Source organism: Verrucosispora sp. FIM060022 (genome assembly GCF_003977705.1).
GTDB lineage: Bacteria > Actinomycetota > Actinomycetes > Mycobacteriales > Micromonosporaceae > Micromonospora > Micromonospora gifhornensis.
The window spans coordinates 483,140-501,613 of the sequence record NZ_RQIV01000002.1 but is presented as its reverse complement, the minus strand read 5'-3'; the positions used below and the strand labels follow the sequence as shown (position 1 = coordinate 501,613).

Sequence of the window (18,474 nt, the reverse complement as noted above, 5' to 3'; positions counted from 1 at the left end):
ACACCGTCTCAGCGGGTGGCGCGCCGTTCTGCGGCGGCCCGGCTGTCGCGGCGGCGACGCTGCAACGCCATGCCGGCGGTGACCGCTCCCGCCACCAGCCCGGCGGCGGCCGTCGACGGTACGGCGATCTTGACAGCGCGACGGCCCGTACGGAAGTCGCGTACCTCCCAGCCGTGCTGGCGTGCCTGACGCAGCAGCGCGGCATCCGGATTCACCGCCACCGCCCGGCCCACCGCCGACAGCATCGGCAGGTCGTTCGCGGAGTCGCTGTAGGCGCTGCACCGACCCAGGTCCAACCCCTCCACCGCGGCGAGCGAGGTGATCGCCTCGGCCTTGGCCGGCCCGTGCATGAGGTCACCGACCAACCGACCGGTGTACGCCCCGTCGACGACCTCGGCGACGGTGCCGATCGCGCCGGTCAGCTTCAGTCGAGCGGCGATCACCCGGCCGATCTCCACCGGGGCGGCGCTGACCAGCCAGACCCGCTCACCGGCGTCGAGGTGGCCCTGCGCCAGCCGCCTCGTCCCCGCCCAGATCCGCGGCGCCATCAACTCGTCGAAGATCTCCTCTGCGAGGACTTCGATGTCGTCGACGCGCCAGCCCTCGATGAAGGCGAGGGCGGCCTCCTTGGCCTGCGACATGTCCCCGGTGTGCTCGCGGGCGAGCAGCCGGTAGCGCAGCTGTTGCCAGGCGAACCGGGCCAGGTCGGTGGTGGTGAAGTAGTTGCGTGCGGCGAGGCCGCGAGCGAACCAGTAGATGGAGGCACCCTGCATCATCGTGTTGTCCACGTCGAAGAAGGCGGCGGCCCGTGGATCCGGGGCGACCGGGGGAGCGGGCTCGGTCTGGGCCCAACCTGCGGTGTGCCCGTGCACGTCGGTGCTGACGGTCACCTTCCGGCTGCGCCCCACCGACGCTCCCCCTCACATCGCCCGCATCTCTGCTGCCCCTCCGCGAGGGTAACCGCCGTCCGGCCCGCGAACCGGGCCGGCGGTCTGGTTACGTACCGTCAGGTGCAGGTGCCCGGCAGGGGGCCGAGGCTGTCGCTGGCGGAACCGACCGGCTGGCCGCAGGCGATCGTGGTCCGCAGGGCGTCGGCACGTTCGGTCACCGATGCCAGCAGCTTCAGCGACTGGGCGGTCCGCTCCCGGTCGGCGCGCGAGCCGCTGTCGCGCAGCGCGTCGAGTGCCCGGCGTTGCGGGACGAGGAAGGCGTCGACCGCGTCGAGCGCCGCCGGATCCGAACGCTGCACCGCCGCTGCGGTCAGCAGGCGTACGCCCTGACGGGTGTCGGCGTCCATGTCGTCGAGCACCGCGCCGTAGCCGGAGCGGCTGCCGTGCAGCGCGGACGCTTCGGCCAGTCGGGTACGCGCGAAGTCGAGGAAGAGCTGCCCGCGGCTGATCTCGGAGCTGGCGAGCGCGAGCTGGGCCCGTTCGGTGCCGCGCTTCATCCCGTACAGCGCGTCGCCGGGAACCGCGTTCTCGCTGGCGGCCGAGATGCCGGAGACGGCGATGGCACCCGCGGCGATGCCGACCAGGATGGCACCCCGGGCACGGGCCCGGCGCGCGGTGACGGCCGGTAGCAGGGCGCCTCGGCTGGTGCCGACCTTCTCGGTCGAGGCGGGGGCGGCGATGCCCTCACGCTCGGCGGTGGCCAGCAACATGGCCCGCAGGCCGGCCCGGAACTCCGGATCCACCTCGGGCTCGGGCGGGCCGGCCGTCAACTGCCGGCCGAGCCCGACCAGCGGCGTGAGCCGGTCGTCGACTCGGGAACGGACGTGATGGCGTCGGCCACCGTTCGCTTCGTCGAGAAGCTGCGCGAAGCGCTCGGCGCGCCGACGGGAGAAGAGGGCGTTGTCCACCGCGGCACCTCCTCTCGCTGGGCGCGGCCGGTCGGCCGCGATCACCGCCAGCGACCGATGACCGCAGAACGCGAGCCGGACGCCGCTGGCGTCGTTGCCCGTCGTCCGTAGCCCGGGGCCGGGCTGTCGCCGGTCGCACCCGGAGAAACGCGCCGTGCCGGGATCGGGTTACGGGCCTGCCGGAGTCGGAAATCACGCAAAGTGATCGCTGTGACTGCCGCGCACGGACGCGCAGCTACCGGCGACGACCGTACGGACGGCGTCGAGAGCTACGCCTGGAAGCCGTCGGGCAGCAGCCGGGCCAGGGCGCGGACCGCACGGTACTGGAGGGCCTTGATCGCGCCTTCGTTCTTACCCATCGCCCGCGCGGTCTCCGCCACCGAGAAGCCCTGAAGGAAGCGGAGCACGATGCACTCCTGCTGTTCGGGATTGAGGCGTTTGACGGCGGTCAGCAGCGCGACGTTCGTGATGTGTTCCACCACTGCCGCCTCCGGGCTGCCCTCCGGGCCGCGATCCTCGCGATCGGCGTCGAGCACGTCACCGGTGGTCACCTCCAGCCGGTAGCGACCCGACTTGAAATGGTCAGCGACCAGGTTGCGGGCGATGGTGACCAGCCAGGCGCCGAGGTCACGGCCCTGCCAGGTGAAGCTGCCGATGCGCTTGAGCGCCCGCAGGAACGTGTCGGAGGTGAGGTCTTCGGCGAGTTGCCGGTTGCCGACCCGGAAGTAGACGAAGCGGAAGACGGTGTCGACGTAGCGGTCGTAGATCAGCCCGAACGCCTCGGCCTCACCGGCCTGGGCGCGTTCGACCAGGGCCCACACCTCGGTGGCCGGATCGGACGGGTCAGGGCGGCTCGGGTAGCCGGTGGAGGTGTTGACCGGGTCGGTGACCGCGGGGATCACCGCGGTCTCGGCCGCCGGCACGTCGGTGACCGGCGCGTCGCCGCCGCTGCGTCGGGCCTGGGCCGGCATCGTCGGCCGGCTCGGCGTGGCGACCCCGCCACCGGTCGGCATCGCGTTCGCGCCCGGCACCGCTGGTCGGTGTGGTGGCTCGTTCGGATGTGGTCGGTTACCGGCCCGCGTGCTGCTCTCACCTCGGTTGACCAGGTTGCCCGCCGCGTTCTGCTGGGCATGGGCGCCGCCGCGTTCGTTGACCGGGGTGCGCGCCGCCGGACCGGTCAGGCCCGTCGGGCGGTGCGTGAAACCGAAGGTGGTCATCGGGACACCTCCGATTCATCACTGGCGCACGCGCCGGCGGTGGCCGGGTGACCGGCCAGATCACCGCCGGGCAGGGCGGCTCCGGGGTGTGCCGACGGGCGGCAGTTCCCCTTGAGGTGCTGGTCCAATGCGCTGACGGGCACGGGGGCCTCCTCGGGCTGAGGGGTGTCGACTCACGGCAAATGGGGTGAGCCGACCCGAGTGATGATAGGGCCAACGTCACCCGCGCGTGGCAAGTCCGTTACACAGGGCCGAAGTATTTCCCGACGTGTCGCACCGGTGCCGGACCGGTTGTCCGTCGAGTGTGGTTGACAATCGCTGACCCACCTGATCTGAGACAGATAAGCAGGTCAGATCGATGATGGTGATCGCTGTGAACATACCTCGCGAGTCCGGTCGTGGTCGACAGGCGTCCCCGCCCGGACAGTGTGGACCGGTGGTGATCCGTACCCACGGTGACGCTGCCTGGTCCCGTTGACGGGACTGGACGCTGCGGGGGCACCGGGTCGGCCGGGTGCAATGTGTACCCGGACGAGGTCGAGATGCTCCTCTCCGCCCATCCGGCGGTGACGGAGTCGGCGGTAGTGGGCGTGCCGCACCCGGGTACCGGGGAGACTGTCCGGGCGTACGTGGTGTCGGGGCCGGGCAGTCAGGTGGCCGGCGTCGCACTGATCGCCCACTGCGCGCGTAACCTGGCGAGGTTCAAGTGCCCGACCAGCCGGCACCACCCGGCACGACGGAGGAGACCGATGCGTGAGCCCCGCCTGACCCTGATCACCCGCCCCGGCTGTCACCTGTGCGAGGACGCCAAGGCGGCGCTCGACCGAGTGGTCGCGGTCACCGGCGACCGGTGGACCGAGCGGGACGTCAGCGGTGACATCGAGCTGGAGCGCGAGTACGGCGACCGGCTGCCGGTGGTGCTGCTCGACGGCAAGGAGCACGGCTACTGGCGGGTCGAGGAGGAACGGCTGCTGCGTGACCTGACCACGCCGCAGCTCTAGGGCGCTCCGGCGCGCCCCACCGGTACCCGGCGTCGCCGATAGAGTGCGCCGATGACCCCTTCGAAACCCCATCTGGTCTGGGACTGGAACGGGACGCTGCTCGACGATCTGAGCCTGGTGGTGGCCTGCACGAACGCCGTTTTCACCCGCGAGGGTGGGCCGACGGTGACCGCGGAGGAACACCGGGTCCGGTTCCGCCGGCCGATCGCCGACTATTACGCGGAAGTGCTCGGCCGGGCGGTGGACGACGAGGCGTTCGGCCGGCTCGACCGGATCTTCCATGACGCGTACCGGCTGGGTCTGACCAGTTGTGAGCTCGCCCACGACGCGGTGGACGCGATGGCGGCCTGGCCGGGCAGCCAGTCGCTGCTGTCCATGTGGTTCCACGACGAGTTGGTGCCGGCGATCCAGACGTACGGACTGACCGGCCGCTTCGCCCGGGTCGACGGGCTGCGGGCCTCGGTCGGCGGTGATCGCAAGGCCGAGTCGCTGGTCCGGCACCTGGCCGAGTTGGGCGTCGACGGCCGCTCGGTGGTGCTGATCGGCGACTCGCTGGACGACGCCGACGCGGCCCGCGCCGTCGGCGGGCGTGCTGTTCTCTACGCTGGCGGTTTCACCGACCGCGCCCGCCTGATCGCCTCCGGCCACCCGGTCGCCGACACCCTCACCGAAGCGGTGACCCTCGCCACCACCCTCGTCGAGCCGGCGCAGTGATCACGAAATCGCCGTATCGAGCATTAACGTCATGATCAACAAATTGGGATGGACCGATGGCGCGCGTGTGATTGGTCAGAGAAGTCGGAATTGAGCAATAATCGCGCGGGCGGTCCCGGGAAGTGGGCGCGCGTCGATCTTGTTGGACGGAGGGGCTGGTGGGGGCAGGGGGCGGGGCAGCAAGATCGCGATTTGTGCACGTCTTCACAAGCGCCTACTCTGTAATTCCGACGCGCCCTGCTAGCACAGCCGGCAATTTCGGTCGCCAGCGGGAGTCCCGAACGGCCGGCCGGTGGAGTTGGTCAAGGATCGCACCGCACGGAGTCTCATGAGTCAGCACCGTCACCCTGGCACGCCCGGTCGCGCCGGTGGCGTCCCGGCGCTCCCGGACCTACCCGAGGCGACGGTGGCGCGGCTCCCCGAATACCTCCGTGCCCTGCACAATCTCGCTGAAACCGGTAACGAGACGGTGTCCAGCGAAGGGCTGGCCAACGCCGCCGGGGTCAACTCCGCGAAGCTCCGCAAGGACCTGTCCCACCTCGGCTCGTACGGCACCCGGGGCGTCGGCTACGACGTGGCGCTGTTGATAGAGCAGATCGAGTACGTGCTCGGGCTCACCCAACGTCGGGCGGTCGCCCTGGTCGGGGTGGGTAATCTCGGTCACGCGCTGGCCGGCTACGACGGCTTCGCCAGCCGTGGCTTCCGGATCGCCGCCCTGCTCGACGCCGACCCGGCCCGGGTCGGTGAGGAGATCCACGGGATGGTCGTGCGGCACGTCGACGAACTGCCCCAGGTGGCAGCCGAGGAGTCGATCGCGATCGGCGTCATCGCCACCCCCGCGTCGGCCGCCCAACGGGTCGCCGACCAACTCGTCGCCGTCGGCGTGACGAGCATCCTGAACTTCGCGCCCTGCGTACTCTCGGTTCCGGACGGAGTCGACGTACGCAAGGTCGACCTCGCCATCGAGCTGCAGATTCTGTCGTTCCACGAGCACCGCAAGGCATCCCTGACCGGGCTGCCCCGCACCGGCGGATCCGCCCTGACCGCCCTGCCCGGCGGTCTCGCGGTCACTGAGGGTCAGGAGGCGATCGGAACGTGAAACTCCTCGTCGTGGGTGCCTCCTACCGCACCGCGCCGGTCGCCACCCTGGAGCGGCTCGCGGTCGCCCCGGAGAGCCTCACCCGCATCCTGAACCGCCTGGTCGCCCAGCCGTACGTCAGCGAGGCCGCGCTGGTCTCCACCTGCAACCGGGTGGAGGTCTACGCGGCGGTCTCCGGTTTCCACGGCGGCCTCGGCGACATCTGCGCCGTCCTCGCCGAGCAGGCCGACTGCCAGCCGTCCGCGCTGGCCAACAACCTCTACGTGCACTTCGACTCCGCCGCGGTCGACCACGTCTTCCGGGTCGCCGCCGGCCTGGACTCGATGGTGATCGGCGAGGCGCAGATCCTCGGTCAGCTCCGGGACGCCTACCACGGGGCCACCGGCGCGGACACCACCGGCCGGCTGCTGCACGAGCTGATGCAGCAGGCGCTGCGGGTGGGCAAGCGGGCCCACTCCGAGACCGGCATCGACCGGGCCGGCCAGAGCGTGGTCACCGCGGCGCTGGGACTGGCCGCACGTCATCTCGGCGACGAACTCGCCGGTCGGCCCGCGCTCGTCGTCGGCGCCGGCGCGATGGGATCGCTGGGCGTGGCGACGCTGTCCCGGCTCGGCGCCGGCCCGTTGACCGTGACCAACCGCAGCGCCGAGCGGGCGGTACGGCTGGCCGAGTCGTACGGCGCTGCCGCGCGACCGATGGCCGAGCTGGCCGACACGCTCTCCACAGTGGACATCGTAGTGGCCGCCACCGCGGCCAGCGAGCCGGTCCTCACCCGCGACGTCGTCGCCGGCGCGCTGGCCGACCGGGACCCGGAGCGCGGGCCGCTGGTCCTGCTCGACCTGGCCGTACCCCGTGACGTCGGGTCCGGTGTGGCCGAGCTGCCCGGCGTCGAGGTGATCGACATCGACCGGATGGCCGAGCTGCTCGCCGACGGCCCGGCCGCCGCCGACGCCGCCGCCGTCGAACGGATCGTGGCCGGCGAGGTGGAGTCCTTCCTCACCTGGCTGCGGGGCGCGGACGTGGCACCGACCGTGGCCGCCCTGCGGGGCCGGGCCGAGGACGTGGTCAGCGCCGAACTGCGCCGCCTCGCCCAGCGCCGTCCCGACCTCAGCGACGACCAGCGTGCCGAGGTGGCCCGCACCGTGCACCGGGTGGTCCAGCGGTTGTTGCACCAGCCGACCGTACGGGTCCGCCAACTCGCCGCCGAGCCCGGCGGTGACCAGTACGCCGCGCTGCTGCGCGAACTGTTCGACCTGGAGGTCCCGCAGACCTCCCAGGTGGACACGGTCCCCGACATCACCCCGACCAGTGGAGGTGAACGATGAGCCAGCGGCAACCGAGTGGCCCGCTGCGTCTCGGCACCCGGGGCAGCAAGCTGGCGATGGCCCAGTCCGGGCACGTCGCCGAGGCACTGACCGCCCGCACCGGACGCCCGGTCGAGTTGGTCGAGGTGATCACCGCAGGTGACCGGTCCAGCGCGCCGGTGCACCGCCTCGGCGTCGGGGTCTTCGTCTCCGCGCTGCGCGACGCGCTGGTCGCCCGGGAGATCGACTTCGCGGTCCACTCGTACAAGGACCTGCCGACCGCGATGCCGGCCGGGCTGCACATCGCCGCAGTGCCCCCGCGCGAGGACCCGCGTGACGCGCTCGTCGCTTGCGACGACAGGACGCTGGCCGAGCTCGCCCCCGGCGCGTCCATCGGCACCGGCGCGCTGCGTCGGATCGCCCAACTGCACGCCCTGGGCATGCAACTGTCGGTCAGCCCCATTCGCGGCAACATCGACACCCGGCTGGCCCGGGTGCTCGGCCCGGACGCCGACCTCGACGCGATCGTCCTCGCTCGGGCCGGGCTGGCCAGGATCGGCCGGCTCGACGTCATCACCGAGACGCTCGATCCGATGTTGATGCTGCCGGCCCCCGCACAGGGCGCGTTGGCGGTGGAGTGCCGGGTCGACGACCCGGAGATGGTCGAACTGCTAGGTACGCTTGACCACGCAGCGTCACGCGCCACGGTCACCGCGGAGCGGGCAATGCTGGCCACCCTGGAGGCCGGATGCTCCGCTCCGGTCGCCGCCTATGCCGTCGTCGCCGAAGGCGAGCCAACCGGCTCCGGTGTCGAAGGTGATGTTGTCCAGGAGATCTACCTGCGCGGGGCGGTGATCAGCCCGGACGGCAGTCGCGACATCCGGCTGTCCCGCACCGGAACGCTCGCCGATGCGGCGGAGATCGGTAAGGCCCTCGCCACCGAACTCCTCGACCTCGGCGCCGACTCGATCCTCGGCCCGCAAGGACACAACGGCCCGGGGACCCAGCAATTTGGGAGCACAGAATGACCCGCACCCGTAAGCCCGTAGGCCGGATCGCGTTCGTCGGGGCTGGACCCGGCGACCCGGGCCTGCTGACCCGCCGGGCGCACGACGCCCTGGTCGACGCCGACCAGGTGGTGTACGACCGGGGAGTCCCCGAGTCGTTGCTCGACGTCGTCCGGGCCGAGGCCAAGGCCGAGACCGAGTTCACCCCGGCCGAAGGCGTGCCGGGCGATGTGGCGAAGGTGCTCATCTCGGCCGCCCGCGCCGGGCAGAACGCGGTGCACCTGGTGGCGGGCGACCCCTTCGGCCACGACTCGGTGGTCAAGGAGGTGCAGGCGGTGGCGCGTACCGCCGCGCACTTCGAGGTGGTGCCGGGCGTCAGCCAGGCCGAGGGTGTGGCCACCTACGCCGGTGTGCCGCTGCCCGGCGTACGCACCACCGCCGACGTCGAGGACGTCAGCACCCTGGACTTCGACGCGCTGGCCGCGGCGGTGCAGCGAGGCTCGCTGGCGCTCGCCGTGGACGCCGGTGACCTGGCGGCGATCCGCGACGGGCTGCTCGCCGCCGGAGTGGACGGCGGGACCGCCGTCGGAGTCACCGGTGACGGCACGGGCGAGACGCAGTACACCACCACGTCGAGCGTGGACTCGTTCGTCGCGGCGGCACTCGGCTTCACCGGCCGGGTGGTGCTGACCGTCGGTGAGGGTGTGAGCCAGCGGGACAAGCTCAGCTGGTGGGAGAACCGCCCGCTGTACGGCTGGAAGGTGCTGGTTCCCCGGACCAAGGAGCAGGCCGGGGTGATGAGTGCCCGGCTGCGCGCGTACGGTGCGATCCCGTGCGAGGTGCCGACCATCGCGGTCGAGCCGCCGCGTACCCCCGCCCAGATGGAGCGGGCGGTCAAGGGCCTGGTCGACGGCCGGTACGCCTGGGTGATCTTCACCTCGGTCAACGCGGTCCGCGCGGTCTGGGAGAAGTTCGCCGAGCACGGCCTGGACGCCCGGCACTTCGGCGGCGTGAAGATCGCCTGTATCGGTGAGGCCACCGCCGAGGCGGTCCGCGCCTTCGGCATCCAGCCGGAACTGATCCCCACCGGGGAGCAGTCCTCCGAAGGGCTGCTGGCCGAGTTCTCGCCGCACGACGAGGTGCTCGATCCGGTCGGCCGGGTGCTGCTGCCGCGCGCCGACATCGCCACCGAGACCCTCGCCGCCGGGCTCACCGAGCGCGGCTGGGAGGTCGACGACGTGACCGCCTACCGTACGGTCCGGGCCGCCCCGCCGCCCGCCGAGATCCGGGACGCGATCAAGTCCGGTGGGTTCGACGCCGTGCTCTTCACGTCAAGCTCGACGGTGCGCAATCTTGTCGGTATCGCCGGCAAGCCGCACGCGCGTACCGTTGTCGCAGTGATCGGGCCCAAGACCGCGGAGACCGCCACGGAGTTCGGCCTGCGGGTCGACGTCCAGCCGCCGCACGCCTCCGTGCCCGACCTGGTGGAGGCGCTCGCCGGCTACGCCGTCGAGCTGCGGGAGAAGCTCGCCGCGATGCCGGCGAAGCAGCGCCGTGGCTCGAAGGTTCAGGGGCCGACCGCGCTGAGGTTCCGGTAACGCTAGGAGACTCACCATGTCGTACCCCGAGCACCGGCCCCGCCGGCTGCGTCGCAACGCAGCCGTGCGGCGGCTGGTCGCCGAGACCCGTCCCGCCCCGGCCGAACTGGTCGTACCGATGTTCGTCAAGGAGGGGCTGACCGAGCCCCGCCCGATCGGCTCGCTGCCGGGTGTGCTTCAGCACACCCGGGACTCCCTGCGCAAGGCCGCGGTGGAGGCGGTCCAGGCCGGGGTCGGCGGGATCATGCTCTTCGGGGTGCCGGCGGAGCGTGACGAGTGCGGGGCCGGCGGCATCGACCCCAACGGCATCCTCAACGTGGCCATCCGGGACGTGGTCTCCGAGGTCGGCGACGCGACGGTGGTGATGAGCGACCTCTGCCTGGACGAGTTCACCTCGCACGGGCACTGTGGGCTGCTCACCCCCGACGGCTCGGTGGACAACGACGCCACCCTGGCCGCGTACGCCGAGATGGCGGTCGCCCAGGCCGCCGCCGGAGTGTCGGTGGTCGGGCCGTCCGGGATGATGGACGGCCAGGTCGGCGCGGTACGCCGGGCCCTGGACGCGGCCGGGTACACCGACGTCGCGGTCCTCGCCTACGCGGTCAAGTACGCCTCCGCGTTCTACGGCCCGTTCCGGGAGGCGGTCGAGTCCTCGCTGGAGGGGGACCGGCGCACCTACCAGCAGGATCCGGCGAACCTGCGCGAGTCGCTGCGTGAGGTCGAGCTGGACGTGGCTGAGGGCGCCGACATGGTGATGGTCAAGCCGGCCCTGCCCTACCTGGACGTGGTCTCGGCGGTCCGGGCCGCGGTGCAGGTCCCGGTGGCCGCCTACCAGGTCTCCGGCGAGTACGCGATGGTCGAGGCGGCCGCCGCGAACGGCTGGATCGACCGCGAGCAGGTGATGCTGGAAACCCTCACCTCGATCCGGCGCGCGGGCGCGCAGATCATCCTCACCTACTGGGCGGTCGAAGCCGCCGAACTCCTTCGCCAGCGCTACTGACCCACACCGCGTGCCCAGCCGGACCCGTGTGGTGCGTCGGGCCCGGCGCATCGTCGGGCTCAGCCAGCTGCGGATGGCCCGTTTCGCGAAGGTTGCCCCGTCGACCGTTGCGCGGGTCGAGGTGGCTCGCCCGCCGGAGACGTTCCATCGCTGCCCCGCCGATCGGGAGGCCCGGCGGCGGCGCAGCCAGTGGGAGGTGCGGGTGGCGAAGTATCGCAACGTGCCCCCGCCTCCGGACCCTGGAAGCGGGCGCTACTGACCCCCGCTCAGCGGGACTGGAAGCGGAGGCTTCTGAGCCCGCTCAGCGGGAGCTGTCGAGGCGGTGCACCAGGTCGGCCACGTCCACGCTGTATTCACACCACTCGCGGTCCGGTCGGTAACCCAGCTCGGCGTTGACCTTGAGCATCGTCTCGTTGGCCTGGGCGTTCCAGGTCTGCACCTCGGTCAGCTGCGGCTCGGTCGAGCGCAGTTCCAGCAGCATCCGGGCCTTGATCGCCCGGTCGATGCCGTAGCCACGGTGGTCCTGCACCACGATCGTGTCGTACTGGTCGGCACGGGTGGGGTGCTGCACCGGCACCACCACCTCGGTCAGCCCCGCCACCTCGCCGGTCTGCTCGTGCAGGGCGAGCACGATGTAGGGCTTCATGCCGCGTCGGTGCAGGCAGTCCAGGCTGTCACGGAGCCGCTGCGGATCGTACGAACTCGGCCGCAGTTCGCCGTCCTCGATGTCCCGGATCTCGGCCTTGGCCCGCGCGTACGCCTCGATCAACTCGTCCGGTGGCCCACCCGGGTGGAACTGGACGTGGTAGCCCGCCCCGACCCCGGTGGACATCTCGGCCAGCTCGGCCCAGTCGACGCCGGAGAGGTCGAGCACGCTGCGAGTCTCGACGTACTCCCGGGCGAAGCCCAGCGACTCGTAAAAGGCGATGGCGGGCGTCCCGCCGACCACCTCCACCCCGATCGACTCGAAGCCCTCCTGGTAGACCCGACGGGCGGCGCGCAGGACGAGCTCCCGGCCGAGCCCGCCGCGCCGGACGGAGGGGTGCACCAGCACTTCCAGCACACCGATGCTGCCGAGCAGCAGCACGTGCACATGCCCCAGGATCGGCCCCGGGGTGCCGTCGGCGGCCGGCTCGGCCTGGGCCACCCAGGAAATCCGCCGCTCGCCCGGCATCACCTCGGCGAGATATTCCCGCAGGCAGGTCTCGCGCCATGGCGGATCCTGCGGGAGATCGGTCGCCAGGACCGCGTTCAACGTGTCCAGCAGCGACGCGATCTCGGCGGACGACGCGTTCCTGGGGTCCCACTCGCGCACCATCACCCGTCTAGCTTGCCGTCAAGAGCAGCCTGGGGGAAGTGTCCAGTTCTCCAATGTATGGGGACGATCACTTCACGTACGACTGGCCTGTCCGTACCTGTTGGCAGTGTTGAACACGTCCTGGGCGTACGGCCGCACGTTGTTGTACGACAGGATGGCGTTCCACCAGTCGCCCGGGATCGTCAGGTTGCGGTTGCCTTTGCACAGGTAGATCCCGGCGGCCAGGGCCGCGTCGTGGATGTTGTGCGGGTCCTTGCGGCCGTCGTTGTCCGCGTCCGTGCCGACCTCCTGCCAGGTGGTCGGGATGAACTGCATCGGCCCGACGGCCCGGTCGTAGGCGGTGTCCCGGTCCAGTTCACCCCGGTCGGTGTCGGCGATCCGCATCCGGCCACCCTGGCCGTCCAACGGCAGGCCGATGATCTCCGGTACGGCTCGACCGTCCGCGCCCAGGGTTGCGTTGTTGGCCTGCCCGTGGCGTGATTCGACGAAGCCGATCGCGGCCAGGGTCGTCCAGCTCAGACCGCAGCTGCGGTTGGTCTCGGCGAGGACCAGCTCGGCATAGCCGTACGCCTGCATGGCGATCGGGTCGATGCCGGCCTTGGCGCCGACCTCCCGGGCCCAACCGGCAAGTGCGTCGGAGGGTCGTCCCCCCACCGGCAGGCCACCGGGTGACGCGGTGGCGCCCGGTGCGTTCGGCGGCACCACGCCCGGCGGTAGCGTCGCGTCGGGCGGCGGGAACGCACCGGTCGGTGGCGCCTCGTTCGTCGGCGGCAGGTCGCCGGCGGTCCCGCCCGCGGTGGCGTCGGCGGCGACCGGCCGCTGTGCGCCGATGGTCGCCGGCACCAGCATCGCGCCGACCGTGGCGGTGGCCGCCACCAGCGCGAGGAGGAACACCCCGGGCAGGGTCAGTCGGCCACTCGGCCGCCGCGACCAGTCCCGGGTCGCTTGAGCCGCGGCGCGCGGACCCGGCAGGCGTACGGCGTGCGCGAACCGCGTCCGCCGACGTCGAGCACCCGACGCCCCACCCTCCGGCGTGGACGCCACCGCCGAACCTTCGCCGACCGGCTTGCTCTCGGTCTGGTCGGCCGGCTCGTCTCCAGCCTTGCCGTCCAGCTTGCCTTCGGCCTTGTCCGCCGGCTCGTCTTCGGCTTTGTCGGCGGGTTGGTTGGCTGCCTCGCCCGGGGGTTTCTCGTCGACCTTGGTGCTCGGGGCGGCCTCGGCGGCGCTGCTCTGTGGAGTGTCGCTGTCGGACTTGTCGGGTGCGGCCGGTTGTTGAGCCGTGGGCGCGACGTCGACAGCTTCGGCACCGGCGTCAGCGCTGGGTGGCGCGGGTGCCTCGCTCGCCGGCTCGCTGGTCGGCTCGCTCGCCGGCTCGGTGGCGCGTAGCCAGGGCCGGCGAGGTCGCGGCAGCCTGCGGGTCGGCCGGTCCGCTGCGACGTCGGATCCGGCGCGCGGCGTGGCCGGCCGGAGGGGGCGTAGGGGGGTGCTCTCGTCGCCGTCTGCCACCCGTCGAGTATCACCCATGTTCCGGTGGACGTCAGGTCCGGTCGTACCCTGATGTCATGCCCCGGTACGAGTTCCGTTGCCGCGCCTGCGGCGACACCTTCGAGGTCAACCGCCCGATGGCCCAGGCCGGTGAGCCGGCGTCCTGCCCCGCGGGGCACACCGACACGGTCAAGCTGCTCTCCACCATCGCCGTCACCGGCCGTGGTGCGGGTGCGGCCGGTGCCGCGCCGGCGCCGTCCGGTGGTGGCTGCTGCGGTGGCAGCTGCGGTTGTTAGCCCGCTTCCGTACGGTTTTTTGCAGCGTCAGTTGCTGAAAAGGATGATGACTGTCTTGCCCGGACGCCCGGTCTGATGGCACCTTGGGGCGTAGCCTCGGCCGACCGTTCTCGCGATGCGTGACGATTCGGCTTCGTGAAGTATGAGGTCGAGGCCAGGGGGGAGGTGCCACGGGTGTCGTCACGGATCCACCTCCCGAGCGGCTGGGTGACGTTCGTCTTCACCGACATCGAGGGCTCCACCCGACTGGCACAGCTGCTCGGCCCCGGATACCGGCCGGTGCTGGCGGAACACCGCCGGCTGCTGCGCCGCACCATCGCCGCCACCGAGGGGGCGGAACTGCTGACCGAGGGCGACTCGTTCTTCCTGGCCTTCGGCGACGCCGGTGCCGCCCTGACCGCATGCCTGACCGCCCAACGTGCGCTGCGCGAACACGAATGGCCCACCCCGGAGGCCGCGCCCCGGGTACGGATGGGCCTGCACACCGGTTGGGCCGAGCCCCGCGACGGCGAGTACGCCAGCCCCGAGGTGCATCGGGCCGCCCGGGTGGCCGCCGCCGCCCATGGCGGTCAGGTGCTCTGCTCGGCGGCGACCGCGCAGCACGCCGATCCGTTGCCGGCCGGTGCGTCCCTGCTCGACCTCGGGCTGCACCGGTTGCGCGGTTTCGACGACCGGGAACGCCTCTTCCAACTCGTCGCCGCCGGACTGGAGCTGCAGTTCCCGCGGCCGCGTACCGCCGACGCGGATGCGCACAACCTGCCTGTCCAGGTCACCTCGTTCATCGGCCGGCAGGCCGAGCGAGCCGAGCTCCGCCAGCTTGTCGCCCGGCATCGCCTGGTCACCGTGCTCGGTGCCGGTGGCGGTGGCAAGACCCGGCTGGCCGTGGAACTCGCCACCGACCTGGTAGAGGAATACCCGGACGGTGTCTGGTTCGTCGACATCGCCTCGGTCACCGACCCGGGGTTGGTGGCCTTCGCGATCGCCGCCGTGCTCGGGCTGCGTCCGGAGCCGGGCCGCCCCATGGTCGACACGCTTGTGGAGTACGCGGCCAACCGCCGGATGCTGATCGTGCTGGACACCTGCGACGCCCAACCGGCGGCCTGCGCGGACGTGGTGACCCGGTTGCTGGCCGGCGGGGGTGGGGTCCGCGTGCTGGCGACCACCCGGGAACCGCTGGCGCTGCCCGGTGAGGTGGTGTGGCGGATCCCGCCGCTGTCGGTCGACCCGTCCCCCGACGGTACCGAGAGCGATGCGGTCGCGTTGCTGCTGGACCGTACGGCGGCGGCCCGGGGCGGCCGACAGCCGGATCCGGCGGAGTCTGCCGACCTGCGTCGGGTGGTACGGCGGCTGGACGGTCTGCCGCTGGCCATAGAGCTGGCCGCCGCCCGACTGCGGGTGCTCTCGGTCGGGCAGCTCGCCGAACGGCTCGACGATGTGCTCGGCACCCTCGACGCCGGTCGGGACGACCCACCGTCGTCGGCCGCCGGTGTGCCGGTCGGCAGCTGGGGTGACGGCGCCGGAGCCGCCGAACACGACCGGCCGGAGCGGTCGGCGCGGACGGCGGTCGAACGGCACCTGACCATGCAGGCGACCGTGACCTGGTCGTACCGGACGCTCGGCCCACGCGCCGCGCGGCTGCTGCGCTGGCTGGCGGTCTTCGCCGGCCCGGTGGATCTCGACACGGTGGAGTGGCTGCTCGGCGACGATCCACTGGACCCGCTCTCGGTGCTGGTGGACAAGTCCCTGGTCCTGGCCGAGCCGCACGCCTCGGGCTACACCTACCGGATGCTCGATCCGATCCGGGCGTACGCGGCCCGCCGGCTGATCGAGGCCGGCGAGGAGCAGGACGCCCGGAACCGGCACGTGGCCTGGTCCGTGCACGCTCTGGAGCAGGCCCATCTCGGCGCCGACGGGCAACCGGTGACCCTGTCGCTGTACTCGCTGGATCCCCTGGCCGGTGAGTTGCGCGCCGCCCTGCGCTGGTGTGCCACCGGTGGCAGCGCCCGGATCGGGCTGCGGTTGGCCGGCGGCCTGGAGCAGTGGTGGCGTGAGCGTGGGCTGGCGCGGGAGGGTCGGCTCTGGCTGTTCCGCCTGTACAGCCGGATCGCGGAGACCGGCGAGGTGATCCCGGAGGGGGAGCTGGCGGCGGCGTACCACCTGCACTCACTGCATGCCGGCGCCGACGGCGAGTACGCCGAGGAGCTGCGGTACTCGCAGCGGGCGGAGGCGGCGGCCCGGCAGGCCGGCGACGTCGGCCTGCTGGCCCGGGTGCTCGCCGGACGGGCCGCCGCGCTCGTCGACATGGGGCAGTTCGCCGAGGCCGAGCGGATCTGCCGGGAGGTCATCGACTGGGCGCACGACCAGGGGGTGGAATCCGAGGCGCTGTTCGCCGTGTGTCGGCTCGCCGAGTTGCTGTGGCTGCGCGGCGCGTTGGACGAGGCAGCGGAGCTGCTCGGCGCGGCCCGACCGGTCGAGGCGGCCCGGCCGGTCGAGCGGGGCCGCCGGTCGGTGGACATGCTCCTCGGCATGGTCGCGTTGGCCCGCGGTGACCTGGTGGCCGCACACGAGCACCTGCTGGCGGCGTTGCGCTCCCGGATGAACCACGGCTTCCACGGCCGCGCCTGCGACACGTTGAACGCCATCGCCGTACGCTGTGCCGTCGGGGGTGCGCCACTGACCGCGGCCCGTCTGTTCGGTGCGGCGCAGGCGACCCGGGCGAGTCTGCGCTCGACGCCCGGGATCTACGACGCCTACTGGACACAGCAGCAGGTCGCGCTGCGACGCGTCCTGGGCGACGCCACCTTCGACGAGGCGTACGGCGAAGGTGCCGAGTTCGGCCTGGACGAGGCGGTCGCGTTGGCGCTCGGTGTCGAGCATCCGGACCTGGCGGCCGATTCCGCGCGCTTCGCGGGACGGGCCGGCGCCGGTGTGCCCCGCCAGTCGGCTGCCGCTGCCGATCGACACAGCGAACACGCCTGAAGCGGTTCGTCTCACCCTGTTCACACCGGCACCGGGCCCCCGGTCGGGGACCCGGTGCCGGTACGCGGTCAGAGTCGGGCGTGGCGCTCGGCGTCGGCCTTCATCCGGGCGGCCCGGTCGATGTCGGCCTGTTCGACGGCGGCAACCGAGCCGAAGATGGAGACGGCCTGGTAGTAGGTCCAGGCGAGGCTGGTGCAGGCCGGCCGGACGACGGAGTTGTAGGTGGCGCAGACCCGCTTCAGGTCCTCGTAGAAGGCGCTGTCCAGGCGGGACTTGTTGGCGCTGAACTGGCCGACCGCCTTGTAGTTGCGGTAGCCGAAGTCGTGCCGGAAGCAGGAGAGGGAGAAGTTGAATCCGAGCGGGTTGTCCGGGCTGGACGAGCAGTAGTCGGTGGACCAGTCGAACTTGTACTCCGCCCAGGCGGCGCGGTTCTGCCGGGCCGAGTTCCAGGCGTTGTAGCTGCTGACGCTGGTCTGCGTCCAACTCGACAGCACGGACAGCTTCTGTGCCGGAGTGACGGCCGCTGCCGCGGGGGAGGCGGTGGCGAACGCGGTGAGCAGCGCGAGAATGCCCGAGGTGAGGAGGGTGGCGAGTCGTTTGAGCACGAGGGGGACCTCCGCTGGGGGTGTGCGGTGGACGGGTGGTTACCGGCGAGTCACCGGCTTCATCAGTGTCGATCAATGCGCTGGCGGCTGGGTGTTACTCGCGGGAAATATTGATGACCTGCGCTGAAACAGACGAATGCCCCGGGAGCCAGGTGCTCCCGGGGCATTCGCCACCAGCGTGGCGTGCCGGCCTAGTCGAAGAAGCGGGCCAGATGGGTGGGGGAAGGGCCCTCGTCAGCGGGCCCGAGCGGGGTCAGGTCCGCAAAGATCGAGGCGCCGTCGGTGCCGGCGTGCAGCGGATACCAGCGGGGTGTGCCCGGTGGACGCATGACGCAGACACCCTTGATCGTCTGCACGTCCAGCAGGCGGACATGAGTCGGATCGGCCACCGCGTTCACGTGGCCCCACCACGGGCTCATCACGTGCAGTACGCCGCCCGGGCGGAGCACCCGGTGGCACTCGTCCAGCAGCGGCAGGAAGTCGATCAGGTGCTCCAGGATGTGCACCGCGAAAAGCACATCCACGGAGCCGTCGGCGAGCGGGAGCGAACCCGACAGGTCGGCCACCGCATCCACCCCGGGCGCCGGGAAGATGTCCAGACCCAGGTTGCCCGGCCACTGCTTGGTGGCCCCGCACCCGAGGTCCACCACCACCGGATCGCGCCCGCCCACCCGTACCCGGCACCAGATGCCGAAGACCCCGGCCAGCCGGCCGACCTGGTCGCGTACCAGCCGTAGCTGCGCCGGCTCGTCGACCTCCCCGGTCAGGTGGGCGACACCCCGGTCGAAGCGCACCTCGACCCGCAGCGAGCGCAGTCGATCGTCGTGACCGACCTGGTCCGCCCACGCCTCGGTGAGGAATCCGTCCACCGCCCGCAGCCGCTCGGCCGAGGGCGGAGTGTGTGCCAACGCCACCATCCAGGCCACCTCCGGCCGCCCGTTACCCGGATCTGTGACCGGTATGCGTCGGATGTCCCAGAAGCTGCGCGCGCCT

Annotated in this window: 17 protein-coding genes and 1 pseudogene; 11 read left to right on the top strand and 7 right to left on the bottom strand. The window is 71.8% G+C overall.

What is annotated here, in order from left to right:
* Positions 1 to 8: 8 nt before the first annotated feature.
* From EG812_RS08870 to EG812_RS08860, 3 genes are all read right to left on the bottom strand, one after another.
* Positions 9 to 908, bottom strand: coding sequence for an HAD family hydrolase (locus tag EG812_RS08870; RefSeq protein WP_013736079.1), 900 nt, complete (start codon positions 906 to 908; stop codon positions 9 to 11).
* A gap of 98 nt (positions 909 to 1,006) precedes the next feature.
* A complete protein-coding gene (locus EG812_RS08865) occupies positions 1,007 to 1,858 on the bottom strand; it encodes a DUF5667 domain-containing protein (protein WP_126711301.1) in 852 nt (283 codons plus the stop codon).
* Positions 1,859 to 2,127: 269 nt separating this feature from the next.
* Positions 2,128 to 3,075 carry an ECF subfamily RNA polymerase sigma factor, BldN family gene (locus tag EG812_RS08860; RefSeq protein ID WP_013736077.1) on the bottom strand — a complete coding sequence of 316 codons (948 nt, stop codon included), beginning with the start codon at positions 3,073 to 3,075 and terminating at the stop codon, positions 2,128 to 2,130.
* Between the two features lie 542 nt (positions 3,076 to 3,617).
* Between EG812_RS08860 and EG812_RS29550 the strand changes: the two are divergent.
* The 9 genes and pseudogenes from EG812_RS29550 to EG812_RS08815 form a co-directional block, all read left to right on the top strand.
* Positions 3,618 to 3,779: pseudogene (locus tag EG812_RS29550) on the top strand (AMP-binding enzyme); the annotation flags it as partial.
* 45 nt (positions 3,780 to 3,824) lie between these two features.
* On the top strand, positions 3,825 to 4,076 hold the full coding sequence (locus EG812_RS08850; protein WP_013736076.1) for a glutaredoxin family protein: 252 nt from the start codon (positions 3,825 to 3,827) through the stop codon (positions 4,074 to 4,076).
* 51 nt (positions 4,077 to 4,127) lie between these two features.
* Entirely contained in the window at positions 4,128 to 4,790 is a 663-nt protein-coding gene (locus EG812_RS08845; RefSeq protein WP_126711300.1) for an HAD family hydrolase, read from the top strand.
* A gap of 328 nt (positions 4,791 to 5,118) precedes the next feature.
* Positions 5,119 to 5,889 carry a redox-sensing transcriptional repressor Rex gene (locus tag EG812_RS08840; protein WP_013736074.1) on the top strand — a complete coding sequence of 257 codons (771 nt, stop codon included), beginning with the start codon at positions 5,119 to 5,121 and terminating at the stop codon, positions 5,887 to 5,889.
* Positions 5,886 to 7,214 (top strand): glutamyl-tRNA reductase, encoded by a 1,329-nt coding sequence (locus EG812_RS08835; protein ID WP_126711299.1) that lies wholly within the window; start codon positions 5,886 to 5,888, stop codon positions 7,212 to 7,214. Before EG812_RS08840 ends, EG812_RS08835 begins: the two co-directional genes overlap by 4 nt.
* Positions 7,211 to 8,221, top strand: a complete 1,011-nt coding sequence (gene hemC / locus EG812_RS08830) for a hydroxymethylbilane synthase (RefSeq protein ID WP_126711298.1) — start codon at positions 7,211 to 7,213, stop codon at positions 8,219 to 8,221. The genes EG812_RS08835 and hemC overlap by 4 nt, the downstream gene beginning before the upstream one ends.
* A complete protein-coding gene (locus EG812_RS08825) occupies positions 8,218 to 9,798 on the top strand; it encodes a bifunctional uroporphyrinogen-III C-methyltransferase/uroporphyrinogen-III synthase (protein ID WP_013736071.1) in 1,581 nt (526 codons plus the stop codon). Before hemC ends, EG812_RS08825 begins: the two co-directional genes overlap by 4 nt.
* 16 nt (positions 9,799 to 9,814) lie before the next feature.
* Positions 9,815 to 10,798 carry a porphobilinogen synthase gene (gene hemB, locus EG812_RS08820; protein WP_013736070.1) on the top strand — a complete coding sequence of 328 codons (984 nt, stop codon included), beginning with the start codon at positions 9,815 to 9,817 and terminating at the stop codon, positions 10,796 to 10,798.
* A gap of 10 nt (positions 10,799 to 10,808) precedes the next feature.
* A complete protein-coding gene (locus EG812_RS08815) occupies positions 10,809 to 11,057 on the top strand; it encodes a hypothetical protein (RefSeq protein WP_233579430.1) in 249 nt (82 codons plus the stop codon).
* Positions 11,058 to 11,099: 42 nt separating this feature from the next.
* Here EG812_RS08815 and EG812_RS08810 read toward each other — a convergent pair whose 3' ends face one another.
* Positions 11,100 to 12,116 (bottom strand): GNAT family N-acetyltransferase, encoded by a 1,017-nt coding sequence (locus tag EG812_RS08810; protein WP_043722003.1) that lies wholly within the window; start codon positions 12,114 to 12,116, stop codon positions 11,100 to 11,102.
* Between the two features lie 72 nt (positions 12,117 to 12,188).
* The gene (locus EG812_RS08805; protein WP_502697179.1) at positions 12,189 to 13,640 is read right to left on the bottom strand and encodes a lytic transglycosylase domain-containing protein; all 1,452 of its coding nucleotides are present in this window, start codon (positions 13,638 to 13,640) and stop codon (positions 12,189 to 12,191) included.
* A 38-nt stretch (positions 13,641 to 13,678) separates the two neighbouring features.
* Here EG812_RS08805 and EG812_RS08800 point away from each other — a divergent pair, with 38 nt between their 5' ends.
* Together EG812_RS08800 and EG812_RS08795 are read left to right on the top strand one after the other, a co-directional pair.
* Complete coding sequence (locus EG812_RS08800; RefSeq protein ID WP_013736067.1) at positions 13,679 to 13,897, top strand: FmdB family zinc ribbon protein; 219 nt, start codon at positions 13,679 to 13,681, stop codon at positions 13,895 to 13,897.
* 174 nt (positions 13,898 to 14,071) lie between these two features.
* Positions 14,072 to 16,876: an ATP-binding protein gene (locus EG812_RS08795; protein ID WP_126711296.1), complete on the top strand. Its 2,805-nt coding sequence runs from the start codon at positions 14,072 to 14,074 to the stop codon at positions 16,874 to 16,876.
* A gap of 68 nt (positions 16,877 to 16,944) precedes the next feature.
* On the opposite strand, the gene EG812_RS08790 is transcribed toward EG812_RS08795, so the two are convergent.
* Positions 16,945 to 17,481: a phospholipase gene (locus EG812_RS08790; RefSeq protein WP_013736065.1), complete on the bottom strand. Its 537-nt coding sequence runs from the start codon at positions 17,479 to 17,481 to the stop codon at positions 16,945 to 16,947.
* Positions 17,482 to 17,672: 191 nt separating this feature from the next.
* Positions 17,673 to 18,398, bottom strand: coding sequence for a methyltransferase domain-containing protein (locus tag EG812_RS08785; RefSeq protein WP_126711295.1), 726 nt, complete (start codon positions 18,396 to 18,398; stop codon positions 17,673 to 17,675).
* Between the last annotated feature and the right edge of the window lie 76 nt (positions 18,399 to 18,474).

Bases quoted from the DNA above. Each gene is read 5' to 3' on its own strand.
- EG812_RS08845 (WP_126711300.1), top strand. From the start codon at position 4,128: ATGACCCCTTCGAAACCCCATCTGGTCTGGGACTGGAACGGGACGCTG.
- hemC (WP_126711298.1), top strand. From the start codon at position 7,211: ATGAGCCAGCGGCAACCGAGTGGCCCGCTGCGTCTCGGCACCCGGGGC.
- EG812_RS08810 (WP_043722003.1), bottom strand. From the start codon at position 12,116: ATGGTGCGCGAGTGGGACCCCAGGAACGCGTCGTCCGCCGAGATCGCG.
- EG812_RS08785 (WP_126711295.1), bottom strand. From the start codon at position 18,398: ATGGTGGCGTTGGCACACACTCCGCCCTCGGCCGAGCGGCTGCGGGCG.
- hemB (WP_013736070.1), top strand. From the start codon at position 9,815: ATGTCGTACCCCGAGCACCGGCCCCGCCGGCTGCGTCGCAACGCAGCC.
- EG812_RS08800 (WP_013736067.1), top strand. From the start codon at position 13,679: ATGCCCCGGTACGAGTTCCGTTGCCGCGCCTGCGGCGACACCTTCGAG.
- EG812_RS08850 (WP_013736076.1), top strand. From the start codon at position 3,825: ATGCGTGAGCCCCGCCTGACCCTGATCACCCGCCCCGGCTGTCACCTG.
- EG812_RS08825 (WP_013736071.1), top strand. From the start codon at position 8,218: ATGACCCGCACCCGTAAGCCCGTAGGCCGGATCGCGTTCGTCGGGGCT.
- EG812_RS08860 (WP_013736077.1), bottom strand. From the start codon at position 3,075: ATGACCACCTTCGGTTTCACGCACCGCCCGACGGGCCTGACCGGTCCG.
- EG812_RS08840 (WP_013736074.1), top strand. From the start codon at position 5,119: ATGAGTCAGCACCGTCACCCTGGCACGCCCGGTCGCGCCGGTGGCGTC.
- EG812_RS08805 (WP_502697179.1), bottom strand. From the start codon at position 13,640: ATGGGTGATACTCGACGGGTGGCAGACGGCGACGAGAGCACCCCCCTA.